Below are 24,584 nucleotides of genomic sequence, written 5' to 3'. Positions count from 1 at the left end.
GTTTATACGTAGTTATGCAAAGTGAACAACTCGTTCAACTGGCGGTTGACGCGCTGGAAGATATGAAGGCCCAGGACATTACCGTTCTGGATGTACGAGACAAGACCAGCGTGACTGATGTCATGGTTATCGCAAGCGGCACCTCAAGCCGTCACGTGAAGTCCCTGGCAGATAACGTGATAGAAAAGGTCAAGAAGAATGGTGTCCGGCCTTTGGGTAGTGAAGGGCTGGAAGCAGGCGAGTGGGCGTTACTGGATCTGGGTGACGTTGTCGTACACGTCATGCTGCCGACTACCCGCGAATTCTATGATCTGGAACGCCTCTGGCGTGGTGCAGAGCAAAGCCGCGCAGCTCATGGTGAGTAAGTAATACCGTGCGTGTGCGATTGATCGCAGTCGGCTCGCGCATGCCGCGTTGGGTTGAAGAAGGTTGGCAAGAGTACGTCAAGCGCCTCCCGCCTGAACTGCCTCTCGAACTGGTGGAGATTCCACTCAATACGCGAGGCAAAAATGCTGATGTGGCCAGGCTTATCCGCCAGGAAGGTGAAGCCATGTTGGCAAAGGTTCAGCCAGGAGAGCGTATAGTAACGCTGGAGGTGGGCGGTCGACCGTGGAGCACGGAGCAACTGGCTGAAACACTTTCCCGCTGGCGACTTGATGCCCGTAACGTCAATCTCATGGTCGGTGGCCCGGAAGGGCTCGCGCCGGAGGTCATGGCGCGTAGTGAGCAGCGTTGGTCATTATCACCCTTGACCTTGCCTCACCCGCTGGTACGTATTCTAGTCGGCGAGCAGATTTATCGAGCCTGGACGCTATTGGCTGGGCACCCTTACCACAAGTAATCTCGTTTCCACTCGTCGATGCCGCAACCGATTCGTCTCAAGGACCACGAAAAAGACGCTCGCCAGGTCCGTTCGCGCGTGTTCATCGGCATGGCCGTGATTGCGTTCTTGTCGTGCCTGCTGGTAGCGCGTATGTACTACCTGCAGGTCATGCAATATGACTATCACTCCACTCTTTCCGAGAACAATCGTGTCCATGTTCAGCCGATTCCGCCAACGCGGGGGCTGATTTATGACCGAAACGGCGTCATTCTCGCAGACAACAGGCCCAGCTTCAGCCTAACCGTTACGCGTGAGCGAGCAGGGGATTGGAAAAAGACACTCGACACGGTTGTCGAAGTTCTTGGATTGCAGCCTGAAGACAAGGAGCTTTTCGAAAAGCGGATGCGACAGGGGCGTCGTCCTTTTGAACCTGTCCCTATTCTATTTGAGCTGACCGAAGACCAGATTGCCCGTATTGCGGTCAATCAGTTTCGGTTGCCTGGCATTGATGTCGCCGCCCAGCTGGTACGGCATTATCCTTTGGGTGAGCACTTTGCGCACTCGGTTGGGTATGTGGGCCGGATTAACGAACAGGAGCTGAAAAAGCTCGACCCGGTCAATTACAGCGGCACTCACCATATTGGTAAAACCGGCATCGAGCGGTTTTACGAGAGCGAGCTTCATGGGCAGGTAGGGTATGAAGAAGTCGAAACCAATGCTCGTGGTCGAGTGTTGCGGGTACTCAATCGTACCGATCCGAAGCCTGGGAAGGATATCGTTCTGACCCTGGATGCGAATCTGCAGGCAGCTGCGGAAAAAGCCTTGGGCGGAAGACGCGGAGCTATCGTAGCCATTCAGCCGCGTACGGGAGAAGTGCTAGCCATGGTCAGCCAGCCTAGTTATAACCCTAATCTGTTCGTTGCGGGTATCAGCTTCAAGGACTACGCAGAGCTTCGCGACTCGATTGACCGGCCACTGTATAACCGTGTCTTGCGCGGCCTATATCCGCCAGGTTCCACAATTAAGCCAGTAGTAGCACTGTCCGGGCTGGATGCTGGCGTGGTGACGCCGAGTACCCGAGTATTCGACCCGGGTTACTACCAACTACCCAATTACGATCACAAGTACCGCAACTGGAATCATAGCGGTGATGGCTGGGTTGATCTGGAAACAGCCATCATGCGTTCCAACGATACTTATTTCTATGATCTTGCCCATAAGATTGGTATCGATCGGTTGCATGACTACCTGAATCGCTTTGGTATCGGGCAACGGGTTTCGCTGGATATGTTCGAAGAGGCCTCGGGTCTGATGCCGTCACGGGAATGGAAGCGGGTCACGCGGCGTCAGGTATGGTTCCCTGGTGAAACGCTGATCCTAGGGATCGGCCAGGGCTATATGCAAACAACGCCTTTGCAGCTGGCCCAGGCTACCAGTCTTATCGCCAGTCATGGCAAATGGATTCGCCCGCATCTGGCTAAAACTATCGAGAATCAGCCTCCGGTGGATTCAAATCCAATGCCCGATATCCTGCTCAAGGATCCCGCAAACTGGGATCGTATTACTCAGGGTATGGAGGCAGTGGTTCATGCACCGCGTGGTACTGCTCATAAGATGGGCGCTACAGCGGCTTACCGGATCGCGGGTAAAAGTGGTACTGCACAGGTAGTCGCGATTCGTCAGAACGAGCGTTACAACTCTGCCGCGCTTAAAGAGCGCCATCGTGACCATGCTTTGTTCGTAGGGTTTGCGCCGGCAGACAACCCACAGATAGCCATCTCCGTTATGGTCGAAAATGGAGAGTCTGGCAGCGGCGTTGCGGCGCCTGTACTCAAGGAAGTCGCTGATGCCTGGCTGTTGGATGAAAATGGCAAGCTCAAGGCTGAATACGCCAAGCCGGTCGTTGCGGAGTCAACCAAGCCATGAATTCTAACTTCGACCGAACGATACCCGAAGGCGACGTCATGCGCCGCCGTTCCACCTTGTTGCAGCGCATGCATATTGACGGCCCTCTACTGTTGATATTGCTCATGCTCGGGGCTGTCGGGTTGTTCGTGTTGTATTCAGCCAGTGGCAAGAGCTGGGATCTGGTAATCAAGCAGGGCACCTCCTTTGGGCTTGGCCTGGTGGCCATGATTGTGATTGCGCAGTTTGAGCCTCGTTTCATGGCTCGTTGGGTACCTTTGGGGTACTTAATCGGCGTTGCGCTGCTGGTGGTCGTTGACGTCATGGGCCATAACGCCATGGGCGCCACACGCTGGATCAATATCCCAGGGGTCATTCGTTTTCAGCCATCCGAGTTCATGAAGCTGCTCATGCCCATGATGGTGGCGTGGTATCTATCCAAGCGCAGTCTTCCGCCCAGCTTCAAGCACATCGTTGTAAGCCTGATTACAATCGGCATACCTTTCGTACTGATTCTTGATCAGCCCGATCTTGGGACGGCCATGCTGATTCTGGCCTCGGGTGGTTTTGTGCTATTCGTCGGAGGAATGCAGTGGCGCTGGCTCATTGGCGCGGTAGCAGCTGCGGCACCGGTTGCCGTCGCAATGTGGTTCTTCGTCATGCACGATTATCAAAAGCGGCGGGTGTTGACCTTTCTTGATCCCGAAATGGACCCCTTGGGGTCTGGATGGAACATCATTCAGTCGAAGGCAGCCATCGGATCCGGTGGTGTATTTGGCAAGGGTTGGCTTTTGGGAACGCAATCTCATCTGGATTTTTTGCCCGAAAGCCATACGGACTTTATCATTGCCGTCCTTGGAGAAGAGTTCGGCATGGTTGGCGTATGTCTGCTGCTGTGCTTGTACCTGCTACTGATAGGGCGAGGGCTTACGATTACCATCCAGGCACAAACATTGTTTGGCAAGCTGTTGGCTGGTAGCGTGACGATGACATTTTTTGTTTATGTCTTCATTAATATTGGCATGGTCAGCGGTTTGCTGCCTGTGGTTGGGGTGCCGTTACCGTTTATCAGCTATGGCGGTACGTCCGTTGTGACGTTGCTGTGCGGTTTTGGAGTTTTGATGGCGATCCATACACACCGGAAGTGGATCGCCCAATCGTGATTTAAGTGAAGGACGCAATGCTGACACCGTTTGGATGGATGGGCCGCTGCCTTCAGTGCTTCGGTCTGCTGGGAGCGATAGGGTTCACAGGCGCCGCAACTGCCGGTGACTATGACGATTCGCCTCAGGTTGCCAGCTTCATCAATGAGATGACGCGTAATTATGGCTTTGCTGGACAGCAGTTAAAGGACCTGTTTGGCGAGGTGGAGCGCAAGCAGAGTATTCTTGATGCTATTTCTCGCCCAGCTGAGCGGGTAAAGCCTTGGAGTGAATATCGGCCTATCTTCGTTACCGACAAGCGTATCGAGCAAGGGGTAGCGTTCTGGAACGAAAATGCCGAAGCCTTGGCGAAAGCCGAGCGTGAGTATGGCGTCCAGCCTCAGTTCATCGTTGCCATCATTGGCGTAGAAACCTTTTATGGCCGAAACAAGGGCAACTATCGGGTGCTGGATGCGCTGTCGACTCTAGCCTTTGATTATCCTCAACGGGCACCGTTCTTTCGGGATCAGCTGCGTGAATTTCTACTCTTGAGTCGTGAGCAGCAGGTTGATCCGCTTAGCTTGACCGGCTCTTATGCAGGCGCCATGGGGCTTCCCCAGTTCATGCCAGGCAGTTTTCGCGCCTATGCCGTGGACTTTGATGGAAGCGGCCATATTGATATCTGGAACGACAAAGCCGATGCGATCGGTAGTGTCGCCAGCTATTTCAAGCGTCACGGCTGGACGGCAGGCGGCACCGTGGCTGTACGTGCTCAAGTGCGTGGCGATAAAGTAGAGCAAGGCGTTGTTCAGGGTATCGAACCCATCAAAAGCGTGGCAGAGTTGCGTGCGCTGGGCTGGAACCCATCCGAGCCCCTGAGGGATGACCTACGTGTAACCTCGTTCCGGTTGGACGGCAATTCAGGCCCGGAGTACTGGATGGGCCTGCCTAATTTTTACGCAATCACGCGCTACAACCGCAGCGTCATGTACGCCATGGCTGTCAACCAGTTGGCGGAGGCTATTGCTGAGCGTCATGCACATGGGGCGTCGCAATGAAACACTTTAATCGTGGACTGACTGTTACTGCCTGCCTCGCCCTGGCAGGGCTGATAGCGAGCTGTTCGAGCCAACCCCCGCAGAAACCTCCCACCTATGGGTCTATAGCAGGGCCTGGCAGTTATTCCCGTCCACACAAGGACGGTGCGCCGTGGTGGGATGTGGATATTTCGCGCATTCCTGATGCTGTTCCAATGCCCAACTACGGGCCGATCAAGAACAACCCTTATACGGTACTGGGCAAGACCTATTTTCCGTTAAACGATGCCACAAGCTATCGTGTAACCGGTACAGCTTCTTGGTACGGTACCAAGTTTCATGGCCAAGCCACAGCGAATGGCGAGACCTATGATCTGTATGGTATGACCGCTGCTCACAAGACATTGCCGTTACCCAGCTACGTTCGTGTAACCAATCTGGATAATGGCAAAAGTGTCATTGTGCGGGTTAATGACCGGGGCCCTTTTTATTCCGATCGTGTGATCGACCTGTCGTTTGCTGCTGCTAAAAAGCTTGGATACGCCGAGACTGGAACGGCTCACGTGCGTGTTGAGGGCATTGATCCGGCGCAGTGGTGGGCCCAGCAGGGCCGTCCCATGCCAATGGTTCTGGCGCAGCCACAGCGTGCGGTTACCGCTCCGGCACCCGTCAAGCCGCAGGCAGTGGCCACCGTTGAAACCTATAATCCGCCTCCGCAACAGCATGCCGCTCCGGTTGTGCCGCTAGAGATTGACTCAAAAAAAAACGCTTCTGCGCAAGCCGGTGGGCTGTATCTCCAGGTGGGCGCCTTCGCCAATCCGGACGCTGCGGAGCTCCTGAAGGACAAGCTCAGCGAGCTGACGGCTGCCCCAGTCTTTATCAGCTCGGTCGTGCGCAACCAGCAGACCCTGCACCGCGTGAGACTGGGACCGATCGGCACGCAGGGTGAAGCCAGCCAGCTGCAAAATACCGTACGTCTTGCCAATTTGGGGCAAGCCTCAGTGGTACGTCCGGATTAGGAGCAAGGACGCTCTGTGTGTATGCCCTCTGGGCTTGTTTAATTAGTCTGCTTAACCATTAGAGAGTCGGATGAACATCACCACCTTAGCTCAACGCGTCTTTTTGCTCGTTCTGCTCATCGCTGCACCGGCCGTCTGGGCGGCCGAGCCGATGATTCCTTCGCCCCCACAGCTTGCTGCCAAGTCCTGGGTCCTGATGGATGCGAGCAGTGGCCAGATCATCACAGAGTATAATTCCGATCAGCGCCTGCCTCCGGCGAGCCTGACCAAGTTGATGACGGCCTATATTGCTACTCTGGAAATTCAGCGTGGCCGTATCAAGGAAGGCGATATGGTCAACGTGAGCGAGCACGCGTGGCGTACTGGCGGCTCCCGGATGTTCATTCAGGTGGGTAATCAGGTTTCGGTTAGCGATTTGCTCCACGGCATCATTATCCAGTCTGGCAATGATGCGAGCGTGGCCATGGCCGAGCATATCGCCGGTAGTGAAGATGCGTTTGCCGACATGATGAACACCACAGCCCAGCGCCTGGGAATGAGCAATACCCACTACATGAACGCTACGGGTCTACCTAACCCGGATCATTACTCGTCTGCTCATGACATTGCCAAGCTGTCTCGTGCGATTATTTACGAAGAGCCGACCCACTATGCCATTTATTCCCAGAAGGAATTCTTCTGGAACAATATCAAGCAGCCAAACCGTAACCTGCTGCTATGGCGTGATAAGACTGTTGACGGCCTGAAGACAGGCCACACTGAGGAAGCAGGCTACTGTCTGGCGGCCTCAGCTGTGCGTGAAGGCATGCGCCTAATTGCAGTAGTCTTCGGCACTAACAGTGAGCAGGCCCGTGCTGCCGAAACCCAGAAGCTTCTGACCTACGGTTTCCGCTTCTTTGAAACTCAGTCTTTCTACAAGAAGGGTGTGGAGCTTGCTCGCGCGCCGGTCTGGAAAGGCACCGAGAAAGAGGTTTCTGCAGGTCTTGCTGACGACCTGACCATGACCTTGCCTCGTGGCCAGTTGAAAAAGCTGAAGGCTGAAATTGTCATGAACCCGCAGATCACTGCACCCATTGCCAAAGGCCAGGCTATTGGCAAGGTTGAAGTAAAACTGGATGACAAGGTCATGCATACTGCTGACCTTGTAGCCCTGCAGCCGGTCGAAGAGGGTGGTTTCTTCCGTAAGTTGTGGGATAGCATTCGTCTATTCTTCTACGGACTGTTCAACTGATCCCAGGACGCCCGCTTTTGCGGGCGTCTTTACCTTCGGGCCCCAGACCCGCGAATGCCATGACTGATACCGACACTCAAGCTCCAAAAATTGAATTTCCTTGCGATAACTACCCGATCAAGGTGATCGGCGATGCCGGAGACGGTTTTGCTGATTTGGTGGTTGAAATCATTCAACGCCATGCGCCGGACCTGGATGTTACGACTCGGGTAACACGTGATAGCCGTAATGGCCGCTTTCTGTCTGTACAGGTGCTGATCCGCGCCACAGGCGTCGAGCAATTACAGTCGATTCACGCCGACCTGCGTAGTACAGGCCGCGTTCACATGGTGCTGTAATGGACAAGACGCTCGGCTTCCGAGAGCTGGGCTTGGCCCCCTATGAGCCGACCTGGCAAGCCATGAAGCGCTTTACCGACAAGCGCAATCCTTCGGCACTGGACGAGGTTTGGCTGTTGCAGCATCCTGCTGTTTTCACTCAGGGGCAAGCAGGCAAGGCCGAGCACCTACTCAATGCGGGTGAAATTCCTGTCATACAGGTCGATAGAGGCGGCCAAGTAACGTACCATGGGCCAGGACAACTGATCGCCTATCTGCTTCTGGATGTCAGGCGATTGGGGTTGGGGGTTCGTGAACTCGTATCCCGGATGGAACAGAGCCTGGTCGGTCTGTTGGCCAGCTACGGAGTTGAGTCCTATGCGAAACCTGACGCCCCTGGTGTTTATGTCAATGGTGCAAAGATCGCATCCCTTGGCCTGCGTATCCGTAACGGACGCTCCTTTCATGGCTTGGCCTTGAATGTCGACATGGATCTGGCGCCGTTCCGTCGAATCAATCCCTGTGGTTATGCCGGCCTGGCCATGACCCAGCTACGCGATCACGCCGGGCCTATCGAATTTGCCGAGGTGACTCAGCGGCTGCGTGAGCAGCTTGTGTCACGGCTTGGCTATGCTGACCAGATCACCCTGGAAAAGAGCTGACATGACAACAGTGCAAGACAGTGTGAACGTTGAGACGCCCATCGCTGAAGCGCCTGTGCGCAAGAAAGTCGAAATGGGCGTCAAATTACGTGGTGCAGAAAAGGTTGCCCGTATTCCGGTCAAGATCATCCCAACCGAAGAGCTGCCGCGTAAACCTGACTGGATTCGTGTGCGAATTCCGGTAACGCCCGAAGTGGAGCGCATCAAGCAGCTGCTTCGCAAGCACAAGCTTCATAGCGTCTGTGAGGAAGCCTCTTGCCCCAACTTGGGTGAGTGCTTCTCGGGCGGCACCGCTACCTTCATGATCATGGGTGACATCTGTACGCGTCGTTGTCCCTTCTGTGATGTGGGGCATGGTCGTCCGAAGCCTTTGGATGTGGACGAGCCAAGAAATCTGGCCGTCGCGATTGCCGATCTTCGTCTGAAATATGTCGTTATTACCTCGGTTGACCGTGATGACTTGCGAGACGGCGGTGCGCAACACTTTGCTGACTGCTTGCGCGAGATCCGCCAGTTGTCCCCAGGTGTTCAACTTGAGACCTTAGTGCCTGATTACCGGGGGCGTATGGATATTGCATTGGATATCACCGCTACCGAACCGCCTGATGTTTTCAATCACAACCTGGAGACGGTCCCGCGCCTGTATAAGTCGTCTCGTCCAGGTTCTGATTTCGAGTGGTCTCTTGATCTTCTGCAGAAGTTCAAGCAGCGCGTACCGCATGTACCTACCAAGTCAGGCCTGATGTTAGGGCTTGGGGAGACGGATGACGAAGTCATCGAGGTCATGAAGCGTATGCGCGAGCATGAGATCGATATGCTGACCTTGGGGCAGTACTTGCAGCCCTCCCGTAATCACCTGCCGGTACAGCGCTTTGTACACCCGGATACCTTCGCTTGGTTTGCTGAGGAAGGTGAAAAGATGGGCTTCAAGAATGTTGCCTCCGGCCCACTGGTTCGTTCGTCCTACCATGCCGATCAGCAAGCTCATGGCAGTAAGATCTCCTGATCGAATGGCAATAAAAAAGGCGCTTTAAGCGCCTTTTTTATTGTTTATTGGGAGCGTAGGCGAGCCAGTAGAGAGGGAGTAGGGTAGCCATCTGCAGGCCAGCCTAGCGTCTGTTGAAATGCTCGTATGGCTTTGCGTGTATTCGCACCTATGATGCCGTCAGCAGTGCCAGGTGTAAAACCCCGGTCCGCCAGGCGCTGCTGAAGTTCGACTCGCTCGCTTCGGCTGAGTGGGACATCCTCAAGCGGCCATGCTGCACTGACTTTTCCCGCGCCTTTGTAGCTGTCTGATAAAAGCCCGACGGCCAATGCATAAGACGAAGAATTATTATAACGAAGAATGGTTCGGAAATTGTTGAAGACTAGGAAGGCTGGGCCTCGATGACCCGCTGGAACGAGCAGAGAGGCTTGTTCCATGGAATACGCGGGAGATAATGGCGCCGCTGCGCCTTGAACACCCATGGCCTGCCAGTCCGATAGAGGCTTGCGGATATCCATGTCTGCCTGGGCGTAATCAAAACCCTGAGGCAGGCGCACTTCAAATCCCCAGGGCTTCCCATCCTGCCAGCCAGAGGCTTTCAAGTAATTGGCTGTTGAGGCCAAGGCATCAGCGTTGGAGCCCCAGATATCCCGGCGACCATCGCCATCGAAGTCGACGGCATGTTCGTTATAGGTCGTCGGAATGAATTGTGTTTGTCCCATGGCGCCGGCCCAAGAGCCAATCATACGCTCAGGCGTAATGTCACCATTTTGAATGATGGTCAGGGCGGCCAGTAGTTGCGCCTGCGCAAAGGCGGGGCGGCGACCTTCATAGGCCAAGGTTGCCAGAGAGCGAACAACGCTTTTGTTACCCATATTGTTGCCGTAATTGCTTTCGATACCCCAAAAAGCTACGAGGCGTTCTGGCTCGATGCCGTAGCGGGCTTCGAGCTGTGCCAGGAGACTGGAGTACTGAACTAGCAATTTCTGGCCGTTTGCGATGCGCTGTTGCGAAACCGCAGAGGACAGATACTCCCAAACGGGCCGGGTAAACTCGGGTTGGCTGCGATCCGCTGCAATCACTGAATCATCAGGGGTTACCCCTGTGAAGGCTCGACTGAATGTTGCTGCGCTAATGCCAGCGGCCTGAGCATCCTGACGAAATCGATCTCGCCACTGCTCGAAGCTTTCCTGAGAAGGCTCGGGCGTCGTATTGACGGAGCGATTCTGCGAGGAAGTATTGGAAGTGTTCGTTGTGATTGGCGCAGCCGTCTCGCTCTGCGTCTGTGTTTGTGCGCAAGCAGCAATGATCCCTGTGATCAAGGTCGCCAGGGTGCCTGCAATAAGACTGCTGTGTTTCAGCCTGCGTTTTTTCCCGTGTTGCATGAATCCCCACCGGGTGCGTCAACAGACTCGTCACCATAACATGCCTGAATCGAGGCGTCTTCGTTTGGAGAAAGAAGTACAGGGAATTATGCCGCTACTAATAAAAAAGCCTTCCCATCGTCAGTTGGGAAGGCTTCGCGGCGGTAGCTGCCTTTGCCTTTTTTAGGCTTTTCCTGTCGACAGCGAAACAGGGGTTGGGCGATGGTTGATTTGGCCTTGTTGGGCCGTCGCTGTTTTTTGGCCATAAGAATGCTCGCTTAGTATGTGTTGTGCATAGGAGGGAGCATCTTACGACTATCGTTGAAAGGTATCCAGAGCAGCAGAGGGCAGTGGAAACCGTTGCCCGGCCAGCATAAGGGTCAGCTGACGTAGGGTTGTCCATACATCACCCTGGGCCTGTCCCTTGATCTGTGCATCCAAATGCTGGGCGTCCAGTAACAGTCGATTCAGTTTAATGACCGAATGCCGTTGTAGGGCACGGCTTACCAATGGCCGTCTTTTCTCCCAGATCGGTGGCTTGGCCTGGGCAAACGCACGATCAAGCGGTATGCCCTGCTCTTGCTGTTGTGCAAGGTTGGCCAGTTGACGTAACTCTCGGGCCAGGGCCCATAAGATCACAGGGGGCTCGACACCTTCCCCGCGAAGACCTTCCAGAATACGTAGCGCATGATTGGCTTCGCCTGCCAGTATTGCATCGATGAGGCCGAACACGTCAAAGCGGGCACTATCGCCAACGCTTGCTTGTACAGTGGCTGCATCAAGCGGGTTTCCGTCGGCCAGGAGCCTGAGCTTTTCGATTTCCTGTGCGGCTGCCAGCAGGTTGCCTTCTACCCGCACGGCAATCAGCTCTACTGCCTCCTGAGAGGCTGCCAAGCCAGCCTGAGAAAGACGCTGGCGGATCCATTGAGGCAGCTGATGGACGTCAATCGGCCAAATTTGGATGAACTGAGCCTCCGGGTGCTCAATGAGCGCCTTGGCCCATTTGGTTTTCTGTGCGCTACCATCAAGCTTGGGTAGAGTAATGAGAAGCAACGTATCTTCAGCGGGGCGTGACAGATAACGTAGTAGCGCCTCTGAACCCTTATCGCCAGGCTTACCGTTCGGAATGCGCAGTTCGATCAGTCGCTTCTGTGCAAACAGTGAAAGGCTTGCGCCTGCTTCGTAAAGCAGACTCCAGTCAAAGTTAGCTTCCACGTTGAACACTTGGCGCTCATCGAATCCCTGGCTTTTCGCTGAGGCTCGAATGGCATCGGCCGCCTCCTGACAAAGCAGGGGCTCGTCACCACTAATGACATAGATTGCGGCCAGTTGCCCTTGTAGGTGCTTGGCGAGTTGAGCTGGATTCAGTTTCATAAGAAGAAAATACGGGGCCGTGAGGCCCCGTAGTCTTTAGCGGGAGGGGATTTCGATCGGAGACTGCTGCGGCGGCATGTTCTGCTGCGCTGCACGTTCTGCTTCAGCTTCGGCGCGTGCACGTGCATCGGCTTCGCTTTGCAGTTTGTCGAGTCGCTGAGGCGTAATGGTCTGCAGGCGGGAGGCCAGTTGGCGGACCAATTCTGCGCGCATCTCTTTTCTCAACTGCTGGGCTTGCTGTTCAGAACCAATAATGTTGTTTTCATCGGTTACGTAGTAGCGCTGCGTTTCCAGCTCGTCATGAAGCAGCACTGCATCGTTGCGACCGTGAATCTCATAGGGCAGCTTGGTAGTCAGCTCAATTTCAGCACTTCGCGCGCCGGCGGTATAGCTCGCTGTGCGTTGTGTCTGCTGCTCACCTGCCAGGTACAGCGTATACGTCGCGCCCGGGTTGACGTTGACATGATTGCTTTCAAGCATGGTTCTTACCTGCTTGACCGTCTCGCCATAGCTGTCACGGGCGGATAGGCTCAGTTCACGCAGCGACAGTTCGGTGTTGCCTGTACCGCGCAGTTGAAAACCACAAGCGCTTAGCAATACGGTCATTCCAATCGCCGCAAGGCAGGGAAGGCTCCGTTTCATCATGATGTTTTTCACTCCGTTCGGCTTCAATTGGCGACGATATTGACCAGCTTGCCTGGAACGACAATGACCTTGCGAATTGTCAGTCCCTCGGTAAAGCGCAGAACATTTTCGTTCGTACGGGCAGCAGCCTCGATGTCTTCACGACTGGCTTGGGCTGCAACCTCTATGTGGCCGCGTAGCTTGCCGTTGACCTGAATGACGATCTGCAGAGTGTCCTGTACCAGAGCGCTTTCATCTACGCTTGGCCAGCGGGCATCGATAACCGCATCGGTATGGCCTAACTCAGCCCACAAGGCATGACAGATATGTGGCGTAATAGGCGCCAGCAGCAATGCTACGGCTTCCAAGCCTTCCTGCATCAAGGCACGATCCTGATCGCTGGCCTGAGGTGCCTTTTCCAGCACGTTCATCAGGGTCATGACCGCTGCGATGGCTGTATTAAACTTGTGATTCTGACCAATGTCCTGGCTGGCCTGTTTGATCGCCAGGTGAATGGCGCGACGGACGTCCTTTTGCTCGTTGGTCAGGGTCGCCACATCCAGTGCAGTGGGAAGCCCCTGGCTGACATGAGCTTGGGCTAGGCGCCATACACGGCGCAGGAAGCGACTGCCGCCCTCTACGCCAGAGTCAGACCATTCAAGGCTCATGTCTGGCGGAGAAGCGAACATCATGAACAGACGGCACGTATCAGCACCGTACTGATCTATCATGGCCTGCGGGTCCACTCCGTTATTCTTGGATTTGGACATCTTCTCAGTGCCACCAATTTCTACCGGCAGGCCGTCCGACTTCAGCCTGGCACCGATAACCTTGGCCTTGGCATCGCGTTCGACTTCTACATCAGCCGGGTTGAACCAGTCCTTACCGCCTTTTTCATTCATGCGGTAATAGGTTTCAGCGATCACCATGCCCTGGGTCAACAGATTCTTGAAGGGCTCATTGGAGGAGAGCAGGCCTTCGTCACGCATCAGCTTGTGGAAAAAGCGTGCATAGAGCAGGTGGAGAATAGCGTGCTCGATACCGCCAATGTACTGATCAGCAGACAGCCAGTAGTTGGCCGCATTTTTGTCGACCATACCACCTTCGAACTGGGGGGAGGCATAGCGAGCAAAGTACCAGGACGACTCGACAAAGGTATCCATGGTGTCGGTTTCGCGCTTGGCTGCGGCGCCGCACTTGGGACAGGTGCACTCGTAGAACTCGGGCATTTTAGCCAGAGGAGAACCTGCGCCGTCCGGGATTACGTCTTCTGGCAGAACGACGGGGAGCTGATCCTCGGGAACAGGAACATCGCCACAACTATCGCAATGGATGATCGGGATTGGGCAGCCCCAGTAGCGCTGGCGGCTGATACCCCAGTCACGCAGGCGGAACTGAGTACGAGCTTCACCCATACCCTTGTTCTTTAAGGTTGCGCCGATGGCCTCAAACGCCGCGCTGAAATCAAGACCGTCATATTCACCGGAGTTGATCAGCGTGCCGTGCTCACCATAAGCGGCTTGCCAAGGCGCAGGCGTTTCGTCACCTGCACTGGTGCGTACGACTGGCTTGATCGGCAAGCTGTATTTGGTTGCGAATTCAAAGTCGCGTTCATCATGTGCTGGTACGGCCATGACTGCGCCTTCGCCATAATGCATCAGGACATAGTTGGCGACCCACACTGGCAGCTTTTCGCCAGTGAGTGGATGCTCGACAAACAGAGGTGTCGGCATGCCTTTCTTTTCCTGAGTGGCAATGTCTGCTTCTGCCACGCCGCCGCGCTTGCATTCGTCAATAAACGCCTGCAATTCGGGATTGTTCTGCGCCGCCTGGGTGGCTAATGGATGCTCGGCCGCAACAGCGACATAGGTAGCACCCATCAGCGTATCAGCGCGAGTCGTGAAAACTTTTAGTGCACCCGCATGACCAATGGAGGCTTGGTCATAGGGGAACTGAACCTCCATGCCGCGGGACTTGCCAATCCAGTTGCGCTGCATGGTCTTGACCTGCTCGGGCCAGCCGGGGAGGTCATCCAGAGAGGCCAGCAGTTCTTCCGCATAGTCGGTAATGCGGAAGTAGTACATCGGGATCTCACGTTTCTCGATCAGCGCGCCGGAGCGCCAACCGCGACCGTCGATGACCTGCTCGTTCGCCAGTACAGTCTGGTCGACCGGGTCCCAGTTTACGGTGCCGTTCTTGCGGTAGATGATGCCCTTTTCGAAGAGACGCGTGAAAAGCCACTGCTCCCAGCGATAATAGTCGGGCTTGCAGGTTGTGACTTCGCGCGACCAGTCAATAGCAAGGCCCAGGCTCTTGAGCTGGTTCTTCATGTATTCGATGTTTTCGTACGTCCACTTGGCAGGAGCGACGTTGTTTTTCATCGCGGCGTTTTCCGCCGGCATACCGAAGGCATCCCACCCCATGGGCTGCAGGACATTTTTACCCTGCATGCGGTGATAGCGGGCAATTACATCACCAATGGTGTAATTGCGGACGTGCCCCATGTGTAGCTTGCCACTCGGGTAGGGAAACATGGACAAGCAATAGTACTTCTCCTTTCCCGGCTGCTCCGTTACAGAGAAGGCATTGTTCTGTTCCCACCAGGATTGGGCGGCGGCTTCTATCTCACGGGGTTGGTAATGTTCGTGCATGGCGTGATCTGCGGCTACGAAAGGCAATTAGATAAGCCGGTAAGCATACATGAACCGTCTCCAAGCAAGGAACCTTTAGCCAGAAAGCCTTTTATTTCATAAAAGTGAAATCCGTCATTTTCTCGGCTCGCGGTTTCACCAATCGCGCACTACGCTTGGGTAACAGCAGGATAGGGCTTTCCGGAGGCTATCTATGAGTTATGACACAGCGCAGCGCCTGGCGAGACATCCGCTGGAGCGTTTGCAACGGCGTCTGGAGCGCGCTCTGGACGAAGCTGCCACGGCGGAGCGGTTGCACCGCAAAACGCAGCAGGAAATAGAAATTTCAGGCCTTCATCTGGAAGATCTGGAAATCATCAGGGCATGGCTGGTCAGAAATGACCAATGGGTTCATGCCTGTCAGGAGCTGATCTATCCGAGACCTTCCTGTCTGGGAAAGCCGTCAGTGGCGGTGCGTTGCCTGCGTTGCGGGCTGCAAGTTAATGATGGTCAGCAGATCGAGCGATGCCCCCTGTGCATGACTCATAAGGTCTGCAGCACGGATACATGTGCCATTTGATCCCACTTTGGATGCCAGTGCATCGGTAATCCGCTTTCTACGCGCTATCATCGCGTCTTGTTTTTCGCTTGACCAGGAATGTGCCTGACGTCATGGATGTCTCGATGTTGATTCGCTACGTTTGCAAGCAGCTACTAATGCCGCCAGGCTTGTTTTTACTGCTTTTACTGGCAGGTCTTGTGTTACGCAAGCGTTGGCCCAAGGCTTCAATGACTTGCCTGGGGTTGGGTGTTGCAGGTTTCTGGCTGATCAGTCTGCCGGTTGCGGTTGAATGGGAGGCCCGCGTGATCGAGCGTGACCCTCCTATTGCCCAAACCGATTGGCCTTCCCTTACACAGCAAGCGGATGCCATTGTTGTATTGGGTGCCTCTCGAGAGCGTAACGATCCAGCGTGGGAAGGCGATGTTTCCAGCGCAATGGGAATCGAGCGTGTTCGCTATGCTGCACGTATTGCCAAGGTCACTCAGCTGCCGATTCTGATTTCAGGAGGCTCACCCTTGTCATCGCCTCCCAGCGAGGCTGAGCTGATGACCGAAGTGATGGAAAAAGACCTTGGGGTATCCGTGAAGTGGCAGGAAAAGAACAGCCGCACCACGTGGGAGAATGCAACGCTTAGCGCGTCCATTCTCAAGCCGGCTGGCGTGAAGCGAATCGTGCTGGTCACCCAGGCTTTTCATATGGCGCGCGCTCGATGGTGCTTCGAGCGTCAGGGATTTGAGGTTATCGCTGCTCCGATGGGCTTTATGGGTACGCCTAGTGGAAAGCCATTAGGTGGGTGGATGCCGGAATCCAAGGCTATTGCCCAAAGCATGATCCTGCTGAATGAAGCGATAGGGCTTGTCGCTTATCCTTTGGCCTATCGTTGAAGAAAGGCAGGCCAGTTATTTCCTGACCCTGCCTCTATGCGATATCAAACAATACGGCGGGAGCGTTCAATGCCCCTTCGGAACAGCGCCCAAAGAGCCAGCAGGCCGCTCAAAATGGCTAGTGGCCAGAGACGCCAGGTCAGGTAGGGCGTAGTGCCCTGCATCGGCACGACCGACCCATGCAGTGTAGCCAGCTCAAATGATGGAATCTGGGTAGTGATGCGGCCGAATGGGTCAATCAGGGCTGTAACTCCGTTGTTCGTCCCTCTGATCATCCAACGACCACTTTCCAGCGCGCGCATGCGGGCCATTTGTAGGTGTTGCTGGGGGCCGAATGACTTACCAAACCACGTATCGTTACTCACAGTTAGCAGCAGGTCGCTGCGGGCGGCCATATCCGCCACAAACTCCGGATAGACCACTTCATAACAAATGAACGGCGCAATCGCATATCCCTTGGCTGTTAGGAGCTGCTGGTCTCTGGGACCCGGCAAGAAGTCGGACATAGGTAAATTGAAAAAGGTGATCAGTCCGCGCAACTGTTCTTGTAGGGGTACATATTCGCCAAACGGAACCAGCTTCTGCTTGAAGTAAGTGTTTGCGCTGTCACCGTTGACCGTTACCGCGTTATAGAAGCGGTCCTGGCCCTTGTCGTCACGCTCGCGTACTGGAATGCCTGTGATAAGCGCCGCGCCTCGCTGACTGGCGATGGCTGTAACCTCCTGGAGGTAGCCATTAGCATATTCCTTAAGCACCGGAATGGCGTTTTCCGGCCAGACGATCAGATCGACCTTGCCTTCCTGGATGGTCATTTGGCGATACAGGGCCAGCGTATTCTGCACATGGCCTGGGTCCCATTTAAGCTCCTGGGCAATATTGCCTTGCATGGCTGCAACCTTTAGGGGCTCACCAGCGGGCTGTGTCCAGACTTGCCCTTTGAAGGCAATGGCGCCAAACCAGGGGGCAATCAGTAAAACAATGCCAGCAACCAGGCTGACTGGTTTACGGATCAGCCAGGGTATGTTGACGAGTAGGGCAGCGATCAGCGCCACGCTGAATGACAGAAGCCAGACACCCCCAACCGGGGCAAGGCTGGCCAGCGGGCCATCCATCTGGCTATAACCTGCAAATAACCAGGGGAATCCGGTCAGGAACCAGCTACGGAATAGCTCCAGGCCAAACCAGAGTGCTGCAAACGCCAACGCGTCCGCCGCCGGAGCATGATTTCGGCGTAGACAAAGCGCCCATAACCACGCAGGTAAAGCAAAAAACAAAGCGATACCGGCGCAAAAGCCAAACGTGAGGCCTGCTGCCAAGGGCATCGATGCCGCACCGTAGTCGTGGATGCTGACGTATACCCAGCTTGTACCGGCCAGGAATGCACCCAGGCCATAGCACCAGCCACGCAGGAATGCCCCGCCAGCGCGCAATTCGCGTAGTGAGAGATAGAAGAGGGCAATCGATACTATTTCTATCGGCCAGAAGTTGAAAGGTGCCAGTGCGAGAGGTGTCAGGGCACCGGCCACTAATGCTAGTAAATTGCCTTTCCAGCCGGGAGTAATCATCCAGCGCATCGGAAATCCTTGGTCTATGCAGCGGTGCGCAAGCTTAATGGATGCCGGGTGCTGCTAGCTACTGAGAGGGTGTAATACAGGACTGTTTAACGGCTTGTCTGGCAGACGACCAGACAAGCCGTTGCGTTTTAACGCTCTGTGACCGGGGTCATGCGGAGCAGATGGATGCGCCGACCGTCAGCGTTGAGAACGCGGAAGCGAAAGTCGTCGATTACCACCTCTTCGTTGCGGCGAGGAAGATGACCGAAGGCACTCATGACAAGACCTCCAACGGTATCGACATCCTGATCGGGGTACTCTGTATCGAAGAAGTCATTGATGGCCTGGACAGGTGTCAGCGCCTTGACGATAAAGTCTCCGCTGGGTAGCGGCTTGATGAAGCTTTCTTCTTCGACATCATGCTCGTCTTCGATATCGCCAACGATTTGCTCAAGCACATCTTCAATAGTGACAAGACCCGCTACGCCGCCATATTCATCGACCACAATAGCCATATGATTGTGTGTGGTCCGAAATTCGCGCAGGAGTACGTTCAGCCGCTTGGATTCTGGAACAAACGTAGCCGGGCGCAGAATGGTCTTGAGGTCGAATGGCTTATCCCCGTTAATGATCAAGGGCAGTAAGTCTTTGGCAAGCAGAACGCCTAGGACATCGTCAGGCGTCTCGCCAATGACCGGATACCGGGAGTGGGCCGCCTCAATGACAGCCGGCAGAAACTCTTGTGGTGTCTGGTTGGCCTTGACGCTGATGATCTGTGAGCGCGGCACCATGATGTCGCGTACTTGCAGATCGGCAACGGAAATAGCGCCCTCGACAATGGATAAAACTTCACTGTCGAGCACCTTGTTTTCGTGAGCTTCACGGAGCAGTTCCAGGAGTTCCTGGCGGCTCTTGGGCTCGTGGGCAAAAGCCTGGACAATCCGTTCCAGCCAGGACCTGTGCCCATTACTCGATCGATCTTCGTTCATGTCAGTTTTGTTCGTCGCCATATGGGTCGGGATGACCTAGTTCTGCCAGCAATTCTCGTTCCAGGCTTTCCATTTCTTCCGCTTCATTGTCCTCGATATGGTCATAGCCCAGCAGATGCAGGCAGCCATGAATAACCATATGAGCCCAATGTGCTTTAAGAAGCTTGCCTTGCTCGGCTGCTTCACGCGCAATAACTGGCGCGCAGATGATGACGTCACCCAGCAGAGGGATGTCCAGCAGCTCATCCGGCACATCGGCCGGAAAGGTAAGCACATTGGTGGCATAGTCCTTATGCCGGTAGGTACGATTGAGTTCACGTCCCTCCGGCTCATCCACCAGGCGGATGGTCAGTTCTGAATCATGAGTACGCTGGCGGAGGGCAACCTCACACCAGCGACGTAACTCAGGTTCCTCAGGTAGATCAGGCGCTTCACTGGCGACTTGCACATCAAGCTCAATCGTCATTCGTGTGTTCCCGCGAGTGACGTTTGTCAGGCTGCTGTTGTTCGAAGCGATCATAAGCTTCAACAATGCGCTGGACCAGAGGATGTCGCACAACATCTTTTGCCAGGAAGTGCGTAAAACCAATGCCGGGCACGTCCTTAAGGACGTTGATGACATGGGCCAGACCCGAGCGGGTGCCGCGCGGCAAGTCTACCTGGGTGATATCACCGGTAATAACGGCCGTAGAGCCAAAGCCAATACGGGTCAGGAACATTTTCATCTGCTCGACAGTGGTGTTCTGACTCTCGTCGAGAATGATGAAGCTATTATTAAGCGTTCGACCCCGCATGTAGGCCAGTGGCGCCACTTCGATAACCTGCCGCTCGATTAGCTTGGCAACTGTTTCAAAGCCAAGCATTTCGTATAGCGCGTCATAGAGCGGACGCAGGTAAGGGTCGATCTTTTGTGCCAGGTCACCCGGTAGGAAGCCGAGCTTTTCGCCTGCTTCTACTGCAGGACGAACCAGTAGGATGCGCCTGATTTGCTCGCGCTCAAGGGCATCGACTGCACAGGCAACCGCCAAGTAGGTCTTGCCTGTACCTGCTGGGCCAATGCCAAAGTTGATGTCGTGGTCGAGAATCGACTTAACATACCGCTGCTGATTGGCACCGCGAGGACGAATCATGCCCTTACGGGTGCGCAGTGAAACATTCAGATCGCTCTGTGGTTCAGAAAGCCCTTCGAGCCCGGACTCTTGCAGAAACAGATGCACCATGTCTGGCGTCAGATCATCTTCGATCTTTGTCTCTCGATACAGGCGTCGCAGCAGATTTTCAGCCGATTGGATACGTTCCGTCGGACCAACCAGTTCGAATTGGTTGCCGCGGTTCCGGATTTCGATCTCGAGCCGTTTTTCGATCTGCCGAAGGTTTTCGTCGAGCTGGCCGCAAAGCTTGGCAAAGCGTTGAGCGTCGAACGGTTCGAGAGTAAAGCGCCGAGGTTCTTGAGAGGTATTCAAGGAAAGAATAATCACCCTGTGGCTAATGATGTTTACTTGAAGCGTAATGGGTTGTGCGCACTTGGCAAAGTGCGCACGTTACCAATAGTCAGACAGTGACTATGGCACCTGAAGTTGCATGAGGTTGTGCAATTTCTTCCAGAAGGGTGCCTCGCAGAGAATGAGGCAGTGCGTCGTCAATATGAACCTGGACGAACTGACCAATCAGCAAGGCATTGCTGGAGCGGAAATTGACAATACGATTGTTTTCCGTACGACCCTGCAGCATGCCAGGATCCTTTTTGGAGAAATCACTGACCAGGATAGTCTGGATCGAGCCAACCATGCGGCGGCTGATCTCGAAACCTTGCTGGTTGATACGGGCCTGCAAGATCTGAAGGCGTTGTTTCTTGACCTCTTCCGGGGTGTCGTCCACTAGGTCGGCGGCAGGTGTGCCGGGGCGCGAGCTGTAAATAAAGGAGTAGGAGAAGTCAAAGCCGACATCTTCAATCAGCTTCATGGTCTGCTCAAAATCCTTCTCGGTTTCACCCGGGAAACCAACGATAAAGTCAGAACTGATGCAGATATCAGGAACTGCCGCCTTGAGCTTGCGAATACGCGACTTGTATTCGATGGCCATGTGGTTGCGCTTCATGGCGGCCAGGATACGATCAGAGCCCGACTGTACCGGCAGGTGCACGAACTTGGCCAGTTCCGGGATCTCGGCGTGTGCCTGGATCAAGGCGTCAGAAAACTCCAGTGGATGCGATGTGGTGTAGCGAATCCGGTCGATGCCATCAACGGCGGCGACTACACGTAGCAACTCGGCAAAGTCGGCGATTCGGCCATCATGGGTCAGGCCGCGGTAACCGTTGACGTTCTGCCCGAGCAGGGTGACTTCGCGAACACCGTTCTCAGCCAGGTGAATCACTTCAGCCAAGACATCATCAAAGGGACGGCTGACCTCTTCACCACGGGTATAAGGTACTACGCAGAATGTGCAGTACTTGCTGCAGCCTTCCATGATCGAAACGAACGCACTGGGTCCATCGACACGGGGGTCGGGCAGGCGGTCGAACTTTTCGATCTCTGGAAAGGAAATGTCGACCTGCGGAGCACGAGTAGTGCGTGCCGCATCAATCATTTCTGGTAGGCGATGCAGTGTCTGGGGGCCAAACACGACATCGACGTAGGGCGCACGATCGCGAATCGCCGCGCCTTCCTGGCTGGCAACGCAGCCGCCCACACCGATAACCAGTTCGGGATTCTGTAGCTTCAGCTCGCGCCAGCGGCCCAGTTGTGAAAAGACCTTTTCCTGGGCTTTTTCACGGATCGAGCAGGTATTGAGTAGGATCACATCAGCTTCTGCCGGATTCGCGGTCAGCTCCAGCGCCTGATGCTCACCGAGGAGGTCGACCATGCGGGACGAGTCGTACTCGTTCATCTGGCAGCCGTGAGTTTCGATGAAAAGCTTCTTGGTCATGCGCGCTTCGTCGGGGAAAAAATTGAGGACCGCACATTATAGGGATGAGTAGCCTTGCTTCCTAGCACTGATCGTCCCCTCACTGCTATTATCCGTCCCCGTTTTCATTCCTGTTACCCATCATCATGAGCAAACCAGCAATCTATAAGGTGATTTTTCATAACCAGGGACAGGTTTACGAGATGTATGCCAAGCAGATCTATCAAAGTGATCTGTGGGGCTTTCTCGAAGTCGAAGAGTTCGTCTTTGGCGAGCGTACCCAAGTCGTCGTAGACCCCAGTGAAGAAAAACTGAAGTCCCAGTTCGAAGGCGTTATCCGCAGCTTTGTTCCGCTGCACTCGGTCATCCGTATCGATGAGGTGGAGCGTCTTGGCCAAGCCAAGATTAGCGAAGCCAAAGGTGGAACCAATGTCATGCCATTCCCGATGCCGATGCCTGAGAAGTGATCCAGCCAGATGCAGCCGTCATGTCTAGCGGCTGCGTCTAGCGTTTTATCATGGAAGCGGCGCGAAGGGATTTCCGGTGCCCGCTGTTTGCAAGTCCTGCAGGTAGTCCCTGAAAATCTGGCCCAGCACTTGGGTTGCAATTTCCAGTTCGTCCCTTCTCATCTGCTCGGCCACCAGATCCGCGCTATCCATGGCATCTTCTGATCCGTTGATGGCTGCCATTTTGAGTACGATATAGGCCTGTACTGTGTTGGCTTGAACACCTTCGCCCCGGAAAAACATGGTGCCCAGTCGGTACTGTGCATCGGCGTGGCCTTTTAGGGACGCCTGCTCGAACCAGATACGAGCCTGATTCAAATCCTTCGGGGTCTGTTTGCCATCGTAGTAAAAGCTACCCATCTCGTATTGCGCCTGCGCATCACCGCCGCGGGCAGTCTGCTGGCACTTGGAAAGGGCTTGCGGAAGTTCTTCCGGCGCGGCGTTCAAGTTGCAACGACTAGTGCTGGGAATAAGCAGGGAATTACCGCCCGCAACGGCGAGCAGTGGGAACAAGAGCAAGCTACTGATGATGAAACGGCCGGCGCGGTGCATGGAACGCCTCCAGGATCGAGGCAGGTTTTTCTGGAAACCCGACCGGCGAAACGCGCCGGCTCGCACATTATGAGTGAAGCCGATACCACCTTACAAAAAATTTACGCAGTTACGATGAACTTTTTTTGCAATTGCCTGATATCGGCCGTTTCAAACTGAGAGGCTTGTAGCAAACGATGGTTCCGCTCCGTTTGCGCGTAAGCGAAACCATCGATAAGCGGTACTCAGCCTTTCAGTGCAGCAAAGGCACGTTCGGCCGCCTTGAACGTGATGTCCAGCTCCGCCTCGCCGTGTGCGATAGAGGTAAAGCCGGCCTCGAAAGCGCTGGGCGCAAGGTAGACGCCGCCTTCCAGCATCAGATGGAAGAAGCGCTTGAAGCGGTCGACATCGCTGGCCATGACGTCATCAAATGTCACAATGTCTTCTGCCGTACTGAAATAAAGACCGAACATACCGCCAGCCTGGGTGGTAACGAAGGGAATACCGGCTGCCTGGGCTCGCTCACGCAGACCATCCAGCAAACGGGTCGTCAATGTGGTCAGCTCATCGTGGAAGCCGGGACGGCTAATAAGCTTCAAGGTTGTCAGGCCTGCTGCCATGGCCAACGGATTGCCGGACAGAGTGCCGGCTTGGTAGACCGGGCCAAGGGGTGCAATCTTTTCCATGATGGCGCGCTTGCCGCCAAAGCAACCGACGGGCATGCCGCCGCCTACAATCTTGCCGAACGTTGTAAGGTCGGGCGTAATGCCGTAATGCGCCTGGGCGCCCCCCAGGGCAACGCGGAAGCCAGTCATGACTTCATCAAAGATCAATACCACGCCGTGTTCATCGCACAGGGTGCGTAACCCTTGGAGGAAACCAGGTGCAGGCGGTACGCAATTCATATTGCCAGCCACAGGCTCGACAATGATGCAGGCGATATCCGCTCCTACTTTCTGCAAGGTTTCCTTGACCGCATTCAGGTCATTGAAGGGCAGCGTCAGGGTGTGCTGAGCAAACGCGGCGGGCACGCCTGGAGAGCTGGGCACACCCAGAGTGAGGGCGCCAGAGCCTGCTTTGACTAGAAGGCTGTCCGAGTGACCATGGTAGCAACCTTCGAACTTGATGATAGTGTCACGGCCGGTATAACCACGCGCCAAGCGAATAGCGCTCATGGTGGCCTCGGTGCCCGAACTGACCATGCGTACCATTTCCATGGAGGGTACAAGCTGACAGATCAGGTTGGCCATCTCGGTTTCCATGGCCGTCGGAGCTCCATAGGAAAGACCATGCTCAAGCTGGCGGCGCACGGCATCCAGGACGTCGGGATGACTATGGCCCAGGATCATTGGCCCCCAGGAGCCAACGTAGTCAACATAACGCTTGTCATCTTCGTCAATAACATAGGCGCCTGCCGCATGCTTGAAGAAAATGGGCGTGCCACCCACGCTTTTGAAGGCGCGAACTGGGGAATTGACGCCACCAGGAATATGCTTCTGGGCGTCAGCAAACAGGGCTTCGGAGCGGGACATGGTGAACTCT

25 protein-coding genes are annotated in these 24,584 nt (G+C 55.0%); 13 read left to right on the top strand and 12 right to left on the bottom strand.

Annotation, left to right across the window (positions count from 1 at the left end):
- Positions 1–14 precede the first annotated feature (14 nt).
- The 10 genes from rsfS (at position 15) to lipA (ending at position 9,142) form a co-directional block, all read left to right on the top strand.
- Positions 15–365 carry a ribosome silencing factor gene (gene rsfS, locus IEX86_RS02740; RefSeq protein ID WP_188864517.1) on the top strand — a complete coding sequence of 117 codons (351 nt, stop codon included), beginning with the start codon at positions 15–17 and terminating at the stop codon, positions 363–365.
- A gap of 8 nt (positions 366–373) precedes the next feature.
- The gene (gene rlmH / locus IEX86_RS02735; protein ID WP_010797094.1) at positions 374–841 is read left to right on the top strand and encodes a 23S rRNA (pseudouridine(1915)-N(3))-methyltransferase RlmH; all 468 of its coding nucleotides are present in this window, start codon (positions 374–376) and stop codon (positions 839–841) included.
- 18 nt (positions 842–859) lie between these two features.
- Positions 860–2,749, top strand: coding sequence for a penicillin-binding protein 2 (gene mrdA / locus IEX86_RS02730; protein WP_188864516.1), 1,890 nt, complete (start codon positions 860–862; stop codon positions 2,747–2,749).
- 38 nt (positions 2,750–2,787) lie between these two features.
- Complete coding sequence (gene rodA / locus IEX86_RS02725; protein ID WP_162493721.1) at positions 2,788–3,891, top strand: rod shape-determining protein RodA; 1,104 nt, start codon at positions 2,788–2,790, stop codon at positions 3,889–3,891.
- A gap of 17 nt (positions 3,892–3,908) precedes the next feature.
- Positions 3,909–4,928, top strand: coding sequence for a lytic murein transglycosylase B (mltB, locus tag IEX86_RS02720; protein WP_373290380.1), 1,020 nt, complete (start codon positions 3,909–3,911; stop codon positions 4,926–4,928).
- Positions 4,925–5,926, top strand: a complete 1,002-nt coding sequence (locus tag IEX86_RS02715; RefSeq protein WP_188864515.1) for a septal ring lytic transglycosylase RlpA family protein — start codon at positions 4,925–4,927, stop codon at positions 5,924–5,926. Before mltB ends, IEX86_RS02715 begins: the two co-directional genes overlap by 4 nt.
- Before the next feature lie 70 nt (positions 5,927–5,996).
- Positions 5,997–7,157: a D-alanyl-D-alanine carboxypeptidase family protein gene (locus IEX86_RS02710; RefSeq protein WP_188864514.1), complete on the top strand. Its 1,161-nt coding sequence runs from the start codon at positions 5,997–5,999 to the stop codon at positions 7,155–7,157.
- A gap of 59 nt (positions 7,158–7,216) precedes the next feature.
- On the top strand, positions 7,217–7,495 hold the full coding sequence (locus IEX86_RS02705) for a DUF493 domain-containing protein (protein WP_188864513.1): 279 nt from the start codon (positions 7,217–7,219) through the stop codon (positions 7,493–7,495).
- Positions 7,495–8,136: a lipoyl(octanoyl) transferase LipB gene (gene lipB, locus IEX86_RS02700; RefSeq protein WP_188864512.1), complete on the top strand. Its 642-nt coding sequence runs from the start codon at positions 7,495–7,497 to the stop codon at positions 8,134–8,136. Before IEX86_RS02705 ends, lipB begins: the two co-directional genes overlap by 1 nt.
- 73 nt (positions 8,137–8,209) lie before the next feature.
- On the top strand, positions 8,210–9,142 hold the full coding sequence (gene lipA / locus IEX86_RS02695) for a lipoyl synthase (RefSeq protein WP_188864775.1): 933 nt from the start codon (positions 8,210–8,212) through the stop codon (positions 9,140–9,142).
- Between the two features lie 44 nt (positions 9,143–9,186).
- On the opposite strand, the gene IEX86_RS02690 is transcribed toward lipA, so the two are convergent.
- From IEX86_RS02690 to leuS, 5 genes are all read right to left on the bottom strand, one after another.
- Entirely contained in the window at positions 9,187–10,506 is a 1,320-nt protein-coding gene (locus IEX86_RS02690; RefSeq protein ID WP_188864511.1) for a lytic murein transglycosylase, read from the bottom strand.
- Positions 10,507–10,592: 86 nt separating this feature from the next.
- A complete protein-coding gene (arfA, locus tag IEX86_RS02685) occupies positions 10,593–10,751 on the bottom strand; it encodes an alternative ribosome rescue factor ArfA (RefSeq protein ID WP_188864510.1) in 159 nt (52 codons plus the stop codon).
- A 49-nt stretch (positions 10,752–10,800) separates the two neighbouring features.
- A complete protein-coding gene (gene holA / locus IEX86_RS02680) occupies positions 10,801–11,859 on the bottom strand; it encodes a DNA polymerase III subunit delta (RefSeq protein ID WP_188864509.1) in 1,059 nt (352 codons plus the stop codon).
- 36 nt (positions 11,860–11,895) lie between these two features.
- Entirely contained in the window at positions 11,896–12,504 is a 609-nt protein-coding gene (locus IEX86_RS02675; protein ID WP_188864508.1) for an LPS-assembly lipoprotein LptE, read from the bottom strand.
- A gap of 23 nt (positions 12,505–12,527) precedes the next feature.
- A complete protein-coding gene (leuS, locus tag IEX86_RS02670) occupies positions 12,528–15,134 on the bottom strand; it encodes a leucine--tRNA ligase (protein ID WP_188864507.1) in 2,607 nt (868 codons plus the stop codon).
- Between the two features lie 193 nt (positions 15,135–15,327).
- Here leuS and IEX86_RS02665 point away from each other — a divergent pair, with 193 nt between their 5' ends.
- Together IEX86_RS02665 and IEX86_RS02660 are read left to right on the top strand one after the other, a co-directional pair.
- Positions 15,328–15,693 carry a hypothetical protein gene (locus IEX86_RS02665; protein ID WP_188864506.1) on the top strand — a complete coding sequence of 122 codons (366 nt, stop codon included), beginning with the start codon at positions 15,328–15,330 and terminating at the stop codon, positions 15,691–15,693.
- Between the two features lie 104 nt (positions 15,694–15,797).
- Entirely contained in the window at positions 15,798–16,559 is a 762-nt protein-coding gene (locus tag IEX86_RS02660) for a YdcF family protein (protein ID WP_188864505.1), read from the top strand.
- Positions 16,560–16,603: 44 nt separating this feature from the next.
- Here the strand turns inward: IEX86_RS02660 and lnt are convergent, their stop codons facing one another.
- The 5 genes from lnt to miaB all read right to left on the bottom strand — a co-directional run bounded on the left by lnt (position 16,604) and on the right by miaB (position 22,026).
- Entirely contained in the window at positions 16,604–18,133 is a 1,530-nt protein-coding gene (gene lnt, locus IEX86_RS02655; RefSeq protein ID WP_188864504.1) for an apolipoprotein N-acyltransferase, read from the bottom strand.
- Positions 18,134–18,261: 128 nt separating this feature from the next.
- A complete protein-coding gene (locus tag IEX86_RS02650) occupies positions 18,262–19,101 on the bottom strand; it encodes a CorC family transporter (RefSeq protein ID WP_188864503.1) in 840 nt (279 codons plus the stop codon).
- A gap of 1 nt (position 19,102) precedes the next feature.
- The gene (gene ybeY, locus IEX86_RS02645) at positions 19,103–19,567 is read right to left on the bottom strand and encodes an rRNA maturation RNase YbeY (protein ID WP_188864502.1); all 465 of its coding nucleotides are present in this window, start codon (positions 19,565–19,567) and stop codon (positions 19,103–19,105) included.
- The gene (locus IEX86_RS02640) at positions 19,557–20,564 is read right to left on the bottom strand and encodes a PhoH family protein (RefSeq protein WP_188864501.1); all 1,008 of its coding nucleotides are present in this window, start codon (positions 20,562–20,564) and stop codon (positions 19,557–19,559) included. Before IEX86_RS02640 ends, ybeY begins: the two co-directional genes overlap by 11 nt.
- Positions 20,565–20,652: 88 nt before the next feature.
- Positions 20,653–22,026, bottom strand: a complete 1,374-nt coding sequence (gene miaB / locus IEX86_RS02635; RefSeq protein WP_188864500.1) for a tRNA (N6-isopentenyl adenosine(37)-C2)-methylthiotransferase MiaB — start codon at positions 22,024–22,026, stop codon at positions 20,653–20,655.
- A gap of 125 nt (positions 22,027–22,151) precedes the next feature.
- On the opposite strand from miaB, the gene IEX86_RS02630 reads away from it, so the two are divergent.
- Positions 22,152–22,472 carry a DUF1820 family protein gene (locus tag IEX86_RS02630; RefSeq protein ID WP_188864499.1) on the top strand — a complete coding sequence of 107 codons (321 nt, stop codon included), beginning with the start codon at positions 22,152–22,154 and terminating at the stop codon, positions 22,470–22,472.
- A 48-nt stretch (positions 22,473–22,520) separates the two neighbouring features.
- Here the strand turns inward: IEX86_RS02630 and IEX86_RS02625 are convergent, their stop codons facing one another.
- On the bottom strand, positions 22,521–23,063 hold the full coding sequence (locus tag IEX86_RS02625; RefSeq protein WP_188864498.1) for a tetratricopeptide repeat protein: 543 nt from the start codon (positions 23,061–23,063) through the stop codon (positions 22,521–22,523).
- A 224-nt stretch (positions 23,064–23,287) separates the two neighbouring features.
- Positions 23,288–24,574: a glutamate-1-semialdehyde 2,1-aminomutase gene (gene hemL / locus IEX86_RS02620; protein WP_188864497.1), complete on the bottom strand. Its 1,287-nt coding sequence runs from the start codon at positions 24,572–24,574 to the stop codon at positions 23,288–23,290.
- Positions 24,575–24,584 lie beyond the last annotated feature (10 nt).

The organism is Pseudomonas asuensis, from assembly GCF_014646755.1.
GTDB classification, from domain to species: domain Bacteria; phylum Pseudomonadota; class Gammaproteobacteria; order Pseudomonadales; family Pseudomonadaceae; genus Chryseomonas; species Chryseomonas asuensis.
The sequence above is the reverse complement of the archived record's forward strand: the minus strand, read 5'-3'. Positions and strand labels throughout refer to the sequence as shown.

Coding starts and splice junctions, on each gene's coding strand:
- rsfS (WP_188864517.1), top strand. CDS start 15: ATGCAAAGTGAACAACTCGTTCAACTGGCGGTTGACGCGCTGGAAGAT.
- mrdA (WP_188864516.1), top strand. CDS start 860: ATGCCGCAACCGATTCGTCTCAAGGACCACGAAAAAGACGCTCGCCAG.
- rodA (WP_162493721.1), top strand. CDS start 2,788: ATGCGCCGCCGTTCCACCTTGTTGCAGCGCATGCATATTGACGGCCCT.
- mltB (WP_373290380.1), top strand. CDS start 3,909: ATGCTGACACCGTTTGGATGGATGGGCCGCTGCCTTCAGTGCTTCGGT.
- IEX86_RS02715 (WP_188864515.1), top strand. CDS start 4,925: ATGAAACACTTTAATCGTGGACTGACTGTTACTGCCTGCCTCGCCCTG.
- IEX86_RS02710 (WP_188864514.1), top strand. CDS start 5,997: ATGAACATCACCACCTTAGCTCAACGCGTCTTTTTGCTCGTTCTGCTC.
- IEX86_RS02705 (WP_188864513.1), top strand. CDS start 7,217: ATGACTGATACCGACACTCAAGCTCCAAAAATTGAATTTCCTTGCGAT.
- lipB (WP_188864512.1), top strand. CDS start 7,495: ATGGACAAGACGCTCGGCTTCCGAGAGCTGGGCTTGGCCCCCTATGAG.
- lipA (WP_188864775.1), top strand. CDS start 8,210: ATGGGCGTCAAATTACGTGGTGCAGAAAAGGTTGCCCGTATTCCGGTC.
- IEX86_RS02690 (WP_188864511.1), bottom strand. CDS start 10,506: ATGCAACACGGGAAAAAACGCAGGCTGAAACACAGCAGTCTTATTGCA.
- arfA (WP_188864510.1), bottom strand. CDS start 10,751: ATGGCCAAAAAACAGCGACGGCCCAACAAGGCCAAATCAACCATCGCC.
- holA (WP_188864509.1), bottom strand. CDS start 11,859: ATGAAACTGAATCCAGCTCAACTCGCCAAGCACCTACAAGGGCAACTG.
- IEX86_RS02675 (WP_188864508.1), bottom strand. CDS start 12,504: ATGATGAAACGGAGCCTTCCCTGCCTTGCGGCGATTGGAATGACCGTA.
- leuS (WP_188864507.1), bottom strand. CDS start 15,134: ATGCACGAACATTACCAACCCCGTGAGATAGAAGCCGCCGCCCAATCC.
- IEX86_RS02665 (WP_188864506.1), top strand. CDS start 15,328: ATGAGTTATGACACAGCGCAGCGCCTGGCGAGACATCCGCTGGAGCGT.
- IEX86_RS02660 (WP_188864505.1), top strand. CDS start 15,798: ATGTTGATTCGCTACGTTTGCAAGCAGCTACTAATGCCGCCAGGCTTG.
- lnt (WP_188864504.1), bottom strand. CDS start 18,133: ATGCGCTGGATGATTACTCCCGGCTGGAAAGGCAATTTACTAGCATTA.
- IEX86_RS02650 (WP_188864503.1), bottom strand. CDS start 19,101: ATGAACGAAGATCGATCGAGTAATGGGCACAGGTCCTGGCTGGAACGG.
- ybeY (WP_188864502.1), bottom strand. CDS start 19,567: ATGACGATTGAGCTTGATGTGCAAGTCGCCAGTGAAGCGCCTGATCTA.
- miaB (WP_188864500.1), bottom strand. CDS start 22,026: ATGACCAAGAAGCTTTTCATCGAAACTCACGGCTGCCAGATGAACGAG.
- IEX86_RS02630 (WP_188864499.1), top strand. CDS start 22,152: ATGAGCAAACCAGCAATCTATAAGGTGATTTTTCATAACCAGGGACAG.
- IEX86_RS02625 (WP_188864498.1), bottom strand. CDS start 23,063: ATGCACCGCGCCGGCCGTTTCATCATCAGTAGCTTGCTCTTGTTCCCA.
- hemL (WP_188864497.1), bottom strand. CDS start 24,574: ATGTCCCGCTCCGAAGCCCTGTTTGCTGACGCCCAGAAGCATATTCCT.